Source organism: Bacillus cereus group sp. MYBK195-1, from assembly GCF_051916605.1.
Taxonomy (GTDB): domain Bacteria; phylum Bacillota; class Bacilli; order Bacillales; family Bacillaceae_G; genus Bacillus_A; species Bacillus_A cereus.
Map to the genome: position 1 here is coordinate 153,257 of NZ_JBQAGZ010000003.1, position 11,588 is coordinate 164,844.

The window sequence follows — 11,588 nt, forward strand, 5'->3', positions numbered from 1 at the left end:
CTTCCCTCTTTTCGATATTTAAGCATATACAGAGGTGGAAATATGAAACGAAATCTTGTTTTGGGAGGTATTTTTTTATTTGGATTAGGTGTTTTTTTATATCCTACTATTAGTAATTGGTTGGCGACTCGTGCACATTATTCTGAGATTAGCTCTTACGATAAGAAGATCAAAGCGCTACAAAAGAAAGAAGTTGAACGTAGGGAAAAAGAAGCAGCCGAATATAATAAACAAGTTCACACTTCCACGAAAACATTTACTGATCCATTTTCTGAAAAAAAAAGTAATCATCAAGCATATGCTGATGCGTTAAATTTAGGAGATGTAATGGGGTATATTGAAATATCGAAAATTAATATAAAACTGCCAATCTATCAAGGGACATCTGAGGAAGTATTGAGCCGCGGGATAGGTCATTTAGATTTTTCTTCGCTCCCGATAGGTGGAGAAAATACGCACACTATTTTAACAGGGCATCGTGGTTTACCATCAGCAAAATTATTTACAGATTTAGATAAGTTGAGCGAAGGAGATCTTTTTTATATTCATTCTTTAGACAAAGTTCTTGCTTATAAAGTAGATCAAATTAAAGTAGTGTTACCACACGAAACGGACGATCTACAAATTGTACAAAAAAAAGATTATACAACTTTAATTACGTGTACGCCTTATGGAGTAAACACCAATAGATTGCTAGTTCGAGGTGTGCGTGTGGAGTTAAACGAGAAAGAAAAACAAAAAGTGAGTACAGAGATATTTATATTTAATAAGTGGACTGTAATAGTTCCAATCCTATTGTTATGTGTGTTTCTAGTCGTAATTTATAAGAAAAGGTTAACTAGATAGAATGTATTTATTTATCCTGCATTAATGGACAGTGGGACCGGAAATTCAGAGATAAGTAAAGAAGGTATATAGGGAATGAAGTAAATCCTCATTGATAAATATGTCATTTTATTCGACTATAGAAAAAATACGGTAAAGGTGGGAACAAAGGAATTGAGGCTACGATTAAAGCTGGTAAGTATTCATTTTATTGTTTTGTTAATGTTAAGTGTAAGTTTTGTCGTATATGTACCAAAAGAAGTATATGGATCCACGACAAACTTAGAAGGTCTAGGTGATATATCGCGTTATAATGCAGTTGTCTTTGGTAACCATAAAGCAATAGGTGGCGACATTGAAGGAGCAATTGCAGTTCAAGGTGATATGGATGCATCGGGGTATACGATTGTAGGTGCTGCAGCGGGAACATCTAATATAGTAGGTGAAAAATGGGTTGATGAGGGATATCCGTCCTTGTTATTGTCTGGAAAATTTAAGAAATCAAGAGAAGAATCTTTTATCATTCAAAACGGAATAGTCGTAATGACAAAAGAGAGTGATCCAGATCGCATCATACAATCCTCTTATAATCGTATCGTTTATAAAGAAAAACTAGAAATTGACGCGAAATTTAATGAATTTCGCAATATAGTGAACCAAGTCAGTAAAAATGCAGGTCAATATAAAACGAATACCCCAATTCCAAATATGAGTCATGGAATCGGAAAAGATATAAACAATCCTAATATTTATGTTTCATCAGAATTGACAGGGAAAATCAATTTAGATATAAGAGATGTATTTTTACCAAATGCTAAGGACAAAGATTTTATTGTTATGTATTCGGATGCAACAGAGGTTACATTTAAAAACGGGTCTATTCTATATGACACGAACAATATTGGAAGGGCTACAGATATAGTTCCTACATCACAACCATATTCTCCTAATTCCCCGTTTACTGAGCTATACGGGAAAGTGATTTGGGTTTTTCCAAATGCGAAAAAAATTACAACAGAGGGATATGGTGTCGTTGGGAGTGTGTTTGCCCCAAATGCTGTATTAGAAACAAAAGGCGGCTCGATTAATGGACAAGCATTTGTCGGCGCGGTACAACAAACTGGTGGATTTGAATTTCACAATTTCAAATTTAACTGGCAACATTGGAACAAGCCTAGTACTGGAAAAGTAAAAATAAAAAAAGTTGATAGTAATAATGATAATAAAAAATTGGTGGGAGCAAAGTTTCATATAGAAGATTCAAAAGGAAAAATAGTTGGAGAACTATTAACAAATGAAGAAGGAGAAGCGATATCAAAAGACTTACCAATAGGAAACTATACTTTAGTGGAAAAAGAAGCACCTAAAGGTTACGAATTATCAAAAGATAAAATAGCTGTAAAAGTAGAGAAAGATGCAGAAGTAGAAATTAAAATAGGAAATAAGAAATTGCCAGATCCAATGGGAAAAATGAAGCTTGTGAAAGTAGACATAAGTGATAAAAATAAAAAGCTAGCAGGAGCAAAGTTTAAAATTGAAGATTTAAATGGGAAAATAGTTGGAGAACTATTAACAAATGAAGAAGGAGAAGTAATATCAAAAGACTTACCAATAGGAAACTATACCTTAGTGGAAGTAGAAGCACCTAAAGGTTACGAATTATTAAAAGATAAAATAACTGTAAAAATAGAAAAAGATGCAGAAGTAGAAATTAAAATAGGAAATAAGAAATTGCCAGATCCAATGGGAAAAATGAAGCTTGTGAAAGTAGACATAAGTGATAAAAATAAAAAACTAGCAGGGGCAAAGTTTCATATAGAAGATGCAAAAGGAAAAGTAGTTGGAGAGTTAATAACAGGTGAAAAAGGAGAAATGATATCAAAGGACTTACCAATAGGAAACTATACCCTAGTGGAAATAGAGGCACCTAAAGGTTATGAATTATTAAAAGATAAAATAGCTGTAAAAATAGAAAAAGATACAGTAGTAGAAATTAAAATAGAAAATAAGAAATTGCCAGATCCGACTGGGCAATTTGAAATTGAAAAAGTTGATGATAAGGATAGTGAATTAAAGCTAAAAGGCGCTGTATTTCAAGTGTTAGATAAAGAAGGGAAAGAAGTTAGTAGATTAATAACGGATGAAAAAGGAAAGGTAATTTCCAACCAATTGGCAATTGGAAAGTATACGATTAAAGAAATAAAAGCACCGAACGGATACATGTTACTTAGGGATCCAATAGAAATAGAAATTACAGAAGCAGTAAAGACACAAAAAATAACAGTGAAAAATGCGAAGAATAATTGGGTAATTCCTAATACTGGTGGGAGCGGAACAACAATTTTTTACGTAATTGGTATTATGCTAATGTTTGGTGTGCTATATTTCTGTAAGAAAAATCGTATATTATGAACTAATTTTATAGAGTTAGACAGATCGTTGCGTTAGAGAGTTTTAGGACATGAGTTCGGTATTGTACTGGACTCATGGTACTAAATTTGTTAAAGGAGGAAGGATAATAGTAAACATAGAATATATTAATGAATTAAAATATTTAAGAGGTGAACATGGTGGCAATAAAACAAGACGAAATTAAAGTAGTTGCCGGAGCTGGAGTGTTTAATAATAATCCAGCTTGGATTCAAACGCAAGAAGATGAACTTAACTTACTAGATAAAGCTACGTGGGAAGAAAGATTTGAATACAACTCTATTTCAGCTATTTTAGCTGAGCATGTATGGGAACACCTTACTTTTGAAGAAGGTGTAAGAGCAGCTGAAATTTGTTATGAATTTTTAAAGCCAGGAGGGCATATTCGTTGTGGTGTTCCTGATGCATTTTTCCGAGATGAAGCATACCAAAACATAGTTCAAATAGGCGGACCTGGCCCGAAAGATCATCCAGCAGCAAGTCATAAAATTGTTCATAATTATAAAACATTAACGGAAATGTTTAAATTTGCTGGATTTGAGGTAGTTTTACTTGAATATTGTGATGAAAATGGTCAGTTTTATTACAACGAATGGGATGCAAACGACGGTGTTATTTTCCGTTCGAAAAGGTATGATTCTAGAAATAAAGGTGAGAAGCTTGGTTTTCCATCGCTAATTGTTGATGCGATTAAGCGGTAAGTCATTCAATAAAAGCAAGGGTTAATACTATAATTTCATGAGTCGCAAATGCGGCTTTTTTTATTGGTGCGTAAGTCTATATTTAATAAGGAAACGGATATACATGATAATTATTTTTCAACATTATATAACTCGACTTGGAAAATATTTAAGTTTTTCTCATTACCATTAACTTTAAATTAATACTTCGTTGACATAAAGATTTATTTTATATTTATATTCGTGTAAAATAGAGTGAGAACATACATTCTGTATAAAGGGGCAATCAATATGATAGCTGAAATTTGGAAACTAACTAATGGGTATATTGTAAAATTTGAACGCCGATTTCCAAATACAATAGAGGAAGTTTGGTCTGTTTTAACAGAAAACAGTAAGCTTAAAAAATGGATGTCTAATTTACAAATTGAAAGTCTTAAAACGAGTGGAATAATAAAGTTCGACATGATGGACGGTTCATTTATAAATATGGATATTTTAGAGTGTCAAGTAAATTCAGTACTTGAATTTACTTGGGATAAAGATCGTGTCCGATTTGAAATACATAAAGAAGAAAGTGGGACTCTTTTACTTCTTAAAGAGTACATTCATGTATTAACTGATCATACACCGAAAGATATAGCTGGTTGGCATATTTGCTTAGATCTTTTTTCTTCCGTACTAGAAGGAAAAGAAAAAGAATTTTCTAAAGATGAATGGCAACAATGGTTTGAAACATATAAGAATAAGATCCTTTAAATGAGAGGATAATTGTATAAAAAGTTATATTCATTATGTAATTATTACACTGTAAAAATGATTTTAAAGAAAAATAAGAATAGAGGTTAATATGAAAGTAAATCAATTAATTGCTAATAACATAAATAAATTAGATACAGTGATTCCATTTAATAAGTCGTTTGGAATCGCTGGGTTATCAGGCTCAGGTAAAACAACCTTTTGTCAAACGATTGGTGAAGAATCAAAAAAACGATTAGTTTCTTTATTGCCAAAGGCTGAATATCAATATTTATTTCCTAACATTATGCAAACGAATTTTAGTGCTATTAAGATAGAAGATATGCCTTTAGTTCTTTTTCTAGGAAAATCATCGATTTCTTCCAATCCACGTTCAACAATCGGTACACATACTGGTGTTTTCACAGAGGTACGTGAAAAACTTGCTGATGTATTTCATCTTTCACCTGAGGTTTTTTCATTCAATAACCAGTTAGGCTGGTGTACTGGCTGTAAAGGCCGAGGTACTACTAAAAATATTGAGTGTAAAAAATGTAAGGGAAAACGTTATAGCGAAGAAATCGAACAACATAAGATAGATTTATTTGCTAAACCACATACAATTTCAAATATTAATGATTTAAGTGTTGAGTCTATTCTTTCGTTAGCGGAAGAGTTAAAAATTAGTGAAGCAAAGCAACATATACTGCAAAATATAATTAATATGAACATTGGTTATTTAACATTAAATCGAATTATGGGTACGTTGTCAGGTGGAGAGTTAACAAGACTATATTTGGCTGAATTTATGGCAGTAAGCGAAAATGCTGTAATTATTATTGATGAGATTTCAGTTGGACTTGATCATGAAACATTATTACAAATATTAGAAGAGATTAAGCAGTTAGGGTGTAAAAATCAAATTTGGCTCATTGATCATTCAGATACTGTACTGGATACAACAGATGAGCAATTGTTCTTTGGACCTGGTAGCGGAAAATATGGTGGACAAATTGTGAAAGAATCGCCAAGACCAAAACCAATACTGTCGGATCTAAATAAAGAAGTACCAACAGAATACTATACATTCCATGAATTATATTGCCGTAATATCCAAATGGCGGAGTTTCAAATCCCTAAAAATAGGCTTGTGACGGTTACTGGAGAATCTGGATGCGGGAAATCTACACTTGTCAATGAATGTTTAGCTACAGATTTCTTGAAACGATATCCAAAAGATAAATTAGTTATGGTAGGACAAGATCGAAATCAATCCATTACAAGTCGATCAACTGTAGCCACTTTCCTAGATATTAAAAAGAAACTATCAAAGTATAGTGAAGAAATTGATGATATTTTTGAGCGTTCGATCGAGGATATTATAGATGAACTTCCAAATGAAGATATTGCGTATAAACGCTTGAGTCTACTTATTAAATTAGGACTTGGTTATTTAACGTTAGAACGAAAAACACAAACATTATCAACAGGTGAGTTTCAATGTGTTCATTTAGTTTCGGAGTTATTTGCAAACACTAGAAATCCACATACATTATTTATCTTTGATGAGCCTTCAAAAGGTTTATCCCAAAATATTTTAAATCAATTTATAGATAGTGTTAGAGGGATATTGCAAGATGAATCAGTCTCTATCATTATGATTGAACATAATAGTTACATGTTAGAAAGCTCTGATTATATTGTAGATTTCGGGAAAAGACAGCCTGAATCTATAAAGCATCTTGATGTAGTAAGTCATGAAAATTATTATCGTCAAAAAAGCAGTGTGAATAATGCTGAGCAAATACATATTTCTTCAGCACTTAAGCATAAAGAAGGCGTTCACTATTTAGAAGAAAATCATATTAACTATTTTAAAAATGCCGAAAACATTTATAAGGGTGGTATTTTAAAAAGTTTATCATCAATGGCCCGTTTAATTTATGGCGAATATGAATCTGATACAATTGCACCTGTTGTTGCTATTGATCTTGAAAGACATTTATATAGTCAATATAGTTTCTTATATGAGATTGGTGGATTAATTAATCATATTGTAGCTGCTCATCCAATTAATAAAGATACGAGAAGTTTTGATTTCTATTCACAGGACAATCATTGTCCATCTTGTTCTGGACGTCTTCAAATTGAAGTTTTTGATAAAGATATTGCCATTCAAGATAAAAGTGTTCCATTTTGGGATGGGCTATTCGATCAAGAAATCATGAAGGTATTAAAATTTTATCAGCATGAAAAAATAGAATTTCTATTCGAAGAAATAAAAAATGAGCTTGGTCACGATTTGTCAAAGAGCTATAATGATATGTCAGAAGAAGAAAAGCATACGTTTTGGTACGGATATTTTGAAAAATCATTTTATGATAAAAAAGGAAAGACACGCAGAACATGGGTAGGGTTTAATACAATTATTGGTGGATATATTGTTATTTCAAAGGCACCTATTAAAGAAGAAATTAAGAGTTCAAAAAAAATGATGAAATGTCCAATTTGTGAGGGGACGGTTTTAAATCATCATAAACCACTTAAATTTGGTAACGTAAATATTCGTGAAATAATCAATCAGCCTATTAATAAAGTATTGAAAATAGTTGGTGATTTACCGGCACTTGTTAAATTGAAGTCTATTGTTGGTGGCGATATGGTATTGACGGAAGATGTTTCTTTATTGCCAAGAAAAGCACAAGTTGCATTGAAAATGTTTGAATTAGAACAAGCAAGCTTTTCAAACTATGAAATGGTGTTACAAAATGTCTTACCATTCTGGAGCGAAATAAAAGGAAATATCGAATCCATTAGTGTTAATAATCAGGTAACTGTTTGTGATTTCCCTAATGTTTATGAAACGAGAGAAACCATTATAGATAAGTATTTCACAAATGGTAAATATAAAAAACTTACGTATGTATACGAAGCGTTTGGATACAAAAAATTAGTTACCCAAATTAATAAAATTAAAAAAAATAATCCATGTCCATTTTGTAAAGGTAAGAAAGTGATAACCGAAGATAATTTACATGATGGTGTCTTTAAACTAACAATTCCATGTGTAACTTGTAATGCAAGTGGTATTAATGACGAAGGGTTAAAAGAAGTTGTCGAGGGCGTGGATGTACAAACGTGGTTAACTGGAAAAGTAAGTGATGTTGTGAATGAAAGCTTATTAACAGAAGCTGTTGGACAAATACCCATTTTCAATCGCATACGTGAGTTGGTTAAACGAGATATGATGGCGGTTTATGAATGTCTTGAGAGTAATCAGTAAATTTTATTAATATATGTTTTATTAATATAAATTAATAAAACATATATTCTTTATAATGTATATATTAGCGCAGTATGATTAATACAAGGTAATGAAAGAAGATCCAATTTCTTAATATCAAAATTAAGAAATTGGATCTTTTAGTATTTTTATGTCTCCATACAATATTTTTCAATAAGAAAAGAAGTAATATGGAAGGAGAGATACAAAACAAATAGTGATAAACGATTAATATATTATGTAATTATTATATTATAAAAGCGAAAATTAAGGTTTAAAATGGTTCGTAAGTGATATGTTTTGTTTATTAATCTATTTTTCATTGTGTGATTTTTTAAATTTAACAGAAATATATACTTGAATGAAGTATATATTTCTGTTAAATTTATCCTATGGATAGAACAAGTTTAATTAAAGGTCATTTAGAAATGTGTGTATTATCTATTTTGTCGAAAAAGAAAAGTTATGGTTATGAGATTATGAAAGAACTTGAAATAAACAATTTAAAATTGAAAGGAGTAGGAAGTATTTATCCTATTTTAACTAAGTTGAAAAATCAAGAGTGGGTTAACACTTATCAAGAGGTAACAGACAGTGGTAAAGTGAGGATTTATTATGAAATTAATGAAAATGGGAAAATACGTCTTGAGAAGAAAATTAATGAGTGGTTAGAATTGCAATTGGACATTCAAACATTATTAAAAAGCGGTTTGAAAGGAGACCTTCTGAAATGAGGAATAAATTGATAGGTAAAGAAAAGCAATTTTTAAGAGACGTACTTAAGGAATTAAAGCAATACGATATTAGTTTAGAAGAAAGGGAAAATATTAAGAGACAAATATTAGAACATATTCAAGAGTGTCATGAACATGGTGAAGACAGTATAGATGATTTAGGTACCCCTCAATTATTTGTTAAAGATTTTATAGAAATAAATGAAATTGATTTACAAGTTAAAATGAAACAACTTCAAAATGAAAAAGGAAAATTCAACACATTTATCTTACGTGGCATATTCATCGCAATTATTACTTACCTCATCTCGCAAACTACATTTTCAATATTTTTAACTGAATCATTTAATTCAACTAATAGCAAAAATACATTTAATTATAATATTTTATATCGCATATCAGAGAATCAATGGTGGAACGTTTTATTAATAATGATTAGCTTTATGCTCTCTGTAGTAGTGTTTATTAGCTTAGTAAGTTATAAAAAAAGAAAGCTATCTAAAGTATAATGAAGAAAACTATCTATAAACTATTTCAAATCTATATTCTTTGTAATGTAATAGTATTATGTATCATTTATCCAAAAGCATATGCTCAGCAAGATATTAAAGCTACTTTAGATAAGTATATTGAAAAATTTATAAAGGAACAGAATATTCCAGGGGCTGCTGTTGCAATTGTACATAATAAAGATGTATTCTTCACTAAAACGTGGGGGATTACTGGGGAATCTGAAAAAAAATAACTAGTAAAACACCATTTGCAATCGGCTCAATAAGCAAATCTTTAACAGCTTTAGCTATAGTGAAATTAATAGAAGACAAAAAGATAAAATTAGAGGATTCAGTTCAACAACATCTTCCTTGGTTTAAACTAAAAGATTCTCAAATATCCTCATCTATAACAATCCAACACCTTTTAACTCATACAAGCGGAATAAACACATATGAAGGCTTATTAATATCAGATAAGCAATCCAAAAGTTCTACAGCATTAAAAGAAAATGTAATGAGACTTTCAAATGTAAAATTAACTGCTCTACCAGGAGAAAAATATCAATATAGTAATGCGAATTATATTGTTTTAGGTGCACTTATTGAGGAAATTACAAATGATACATATTCCTCATATATGGAAAAACATGTTTTTCAGCTATTAAATATGAATGGTGCGGCAGTAAGTAAAGAAACTGCATATGAAAAAGGCTATTTAACAGGTTATCAGTCATGGTTTGGCATACCAAGAAAAAGTGTAGTATCCTATGATAATGCCGGGGCACCGTATGGTTATATTACCGCAAATTTGGAAGATATGATTCAATTTATTATGTTTTTGAATCGACAAGAAGATACTCAATTTTTAAAGAAAGAAAACATCGACCTTTATCTTACACCACTTTATAACATAAATTCAGAAAAAAGCTATGGTTTTGGATTAAGAACAACAAGTATAAATGAAAGCGAAACGATGATTTGGCATTCAGGATCAACGCCCGATGCTCGTACAGAAATATTTACTTTAAATAAAAGTGGCTGGGGTGGTGTGATTTTAACAAATAAAAATCATGTATTAGAAGAACCAGCACTTTCAGTATTAAAAAAGGGGATTATTAATATTTTGAATGAAGAAGAACCGGTTGATCCCCATAAAAGCATACCATTTACACAAATTGTTATGTCTACAGTTATACTCGCGCTTTTCATTTCATCAATTATGTTAATTAAAAAATATAAACATAAGGAAACTGTAAAAAAATTAACTTGGTTATTCGTAGGGGCTCTATTCCTACAATTATCTATTATTTTCATCCCACTTCTTACTTATTGTACAAGCTCACCATGGCGTACGATAAAAATATTTGCGGCAGATGTAGGTTTACTTACAAGTATTATAGTAATTTTATTAGCTGTGAACGGATTATTATCAATCTTTATAGGCATAAGACAGAAGAGTATATAAGGGTAAATAATTAAAGAAATATAATTCAAACGTTATAAACAGTTGACCCTCACACAATGTCATTGTTTAAGATAAAGTTGAGCTTCAAAGTAGATGTAACTTATAGGAGGAAATTATGTTTAAAATAGGGGATTTTTCAAAACTATCTTCCATTAGTATACGAATGTTGAGACACTACGATAAAGTGGAATTACTACAACCAGTAAAAGTCGATGAGCAGAGTGGATATCGATTTTATTCAGCAGACCAATTAAAAAAAGTAAATCAAATTCAAACGTTAAAAGCTATGGGGTTTAATATTGCTACCATCAAAGAAATAATAGAATGCGATAATATAGATACCATAAAAGAGCAATTTTTTAATCGTAGTGCTCAAATTAAAGAAGACATGAATAACCTCCAAAAACAATTACGTCTCCTCGAAGACTCAATGAAAATGATGAGAGAGGATGTTGTTGAGATGAATTATCATGTTTCAATAAAAGAAATTCCAGAAAGAACTGTAGCTAGTGTTAGAAAGATTATTCCATCGTATAATTGCGAAGGTGATTTATGGAGTATATTGATGCAAGAAATTCAAATGAAAAATATTAGTATTGCCCATTCGAGTTATAGTATTGCGGTTTTCCATGATCGTGAATACAAAGAAAATGATGTAGATATAGAAATACAGCTAAGTATTCTTGGTAAGCACGAAAATACAAAAGACGTTACATTTAAAAAGATTGAATCAATTCATGTAGCTTCCATAACGGTTAATGGAAGTTATGAACAGATGACAGCTGTAAATGAAGCTGCGGCAAAATGGATTGAGGCAGAGGGTTACAAATTAGTAGGCCCGATGTTTAATATTTATCATGTGAGCCCAGCGATGGAAGCGGATCCTAATAAGTGGGTTACAGAAGTTTGTTATCCAATAAACAAATAAGTAATAAAAAA

The 11,588-nt window shown here is 31.0% G+C and carries 8 protein-coding genes and 1 pseudogene; all 9 read left to right on the plus strand.

Annotated elements, in window-relative coordinates; all coding sequences use genetic code 11:
* The first annotated feature begins 42 nt into the window (after positions 1–42).
* Positions 43–846: a class C sortase gene (locus tag ACTFRY_RS16550; protein ID WP_080336351.1), complete on the plus strand. Its 804-nt coding sequence runs from the start codon at positions 43–45 to the stop codon at positions 844–846.
* 153 nt (positions 847–999) lie between these two features.
* A complete protein-coding gene (locus tag ACTFRY_RS16555; protein WP_350369189.1) occupies positions 1,000–3,237 on the plus strand; it encodes an MSCRAMM family protein in 2,238 nt (745 codons plus the stop codon).
* Between the two features lie 155 nt (positions 3,238–3,392).
* Entirely contained in the window at positions 3,393–3,956 is a 564-nt protein-coding gene (locus ACTFRY_RS16560) for a class I SAM-dependent methyltransferase (protein ID WP_136986618.1), read from the plus strand.
* A 270-nt stretch (positions 3,957–4,226) separates the two neighbouring features.
* Positions 4,227–4,694 carry an SRPBCC family protein gene (locus ACTFRY_RS16565; protein ID WP_098616565.1) on the plus strand — a complete coding sequence of 156 codons (468 nt, stop codon included), beginning with the start codon at positions 4,227–4,229 and terminating at the stop codon, positions 4,692–4,694.
* 91 nt (positions 4,695–4,785) lie between these two features.
* Positions 4,786–7,956, plus strand: coding sequence for an ATP-binding cassette domain-containing protein (locus tag ACTFRY_RS16570; RefSeq protein WP_098616566.1), 3,171 nt, complete (start codon positions 4,786–4,788; stop codon positions 7,954–7,956).
* Positions 7,957–8,384: 428 nt separating this feature from the next.
* The gene (locus ACTFRY_RS16575; RefSeq protein ID WP_002094025.1) at positions 8,385–8,690 is read left to right on the plus strand and encodes a PadR family transcriptional regulator; all 306 of its coding nucleotides are present in this window, start codon (positions 8,385–8,387) and stop codon (positions 8,688–8,690) included.
* Positions 8,687–9,199: a hypothetical protein gene (locus ACTFRY_RS16580; protein ID WP_001244705.1), complete on the plus strand. Its 513-nt coding sequence runs from the start codon at positions 8,687–8,689 to the stop codon at positions 9,197–9,199. The genes ACTFRY_RS16575 and ACTFRY_RS16580 overlap by 4 nt, the downstream gene beginning before the upstream one ends.
* Positions 9,199–10,649: pseudogene (locus tag ACTFRY_RS16585) on the plus strand (serine hydrolase domain-containing protein). The gene ACTFRY_RS16580 and the pseudogene ACTFRY_RS16585 overlap by 1 nt, the downstream one beginning before the upstream one ends.
* Before the next feature lie 115 nt (positions 10,650–10,764).
* Positions 10,765–11,577, plus strand: coding sequence for a MerR family transcriptional regulator (locus ACTFRY_RS16590; RefSeq protein WP_044797383.1), 813 nt, complete (start codon positions 10,765–10,767; stop codon positions 11,575–11,577).
* The last annotated feature ends 11 nt before the right edge of the window (positions 11,578–11,588 follow it).

Bases quoted from the DNA above. Each gene is read 5' to 3' on its own strand.
- ACTFRY_RS16550 (WP_080336351.1), top strand. From the start codon at position 43: ATGAAACGAAATCTTGTTTTGGGAGGTATTTTTTTATTTGGATTAGGT.
- ACTFRY_RS16560 (WP_136986618.1), top strand. From the start codon at position 3,393: ATGGTGGCAATAAAACAAGACGAAATTAAAGTAGTTGCCGGAGCTGGA.
- ACTFRY_RS16565 (WP_098616565.1), top strand. From the start codon at position 4,227: ATGATAGCTGAAATTTGGAAACTAACTAATGGGTATATTGTAAAATTT.
- ACTFRY_RS16570 (WP_098616566.1), top strand. From the start codon at position 4,786: ATGAAAGTAAATCAATTAATTGCTAATAACATAAATAAATTAGATACA.
- ACTFRY_RS16575 (WP_002094025.1), top strand. From the start codon at position 8,385: ATGTGTGTATTATCTATTTTGTCGAAAAAGAAAAGTTATGGTTATGAG.
- ACTFRY_RS16580 (WP_001244705.1), top strand. From the start codon at position 8,687: ATGAGGAATAAATTGATAGGTAAAGAAAAGCAATTTTTAAGAGACGTA.
- ACTFRY_RS16590 (WP_044797383.1), top strand. From the start codon at position 10,765: ATGTTTAAAATAGGGGATTTTTCAAAACTATCTTCCATTAGTATACGA.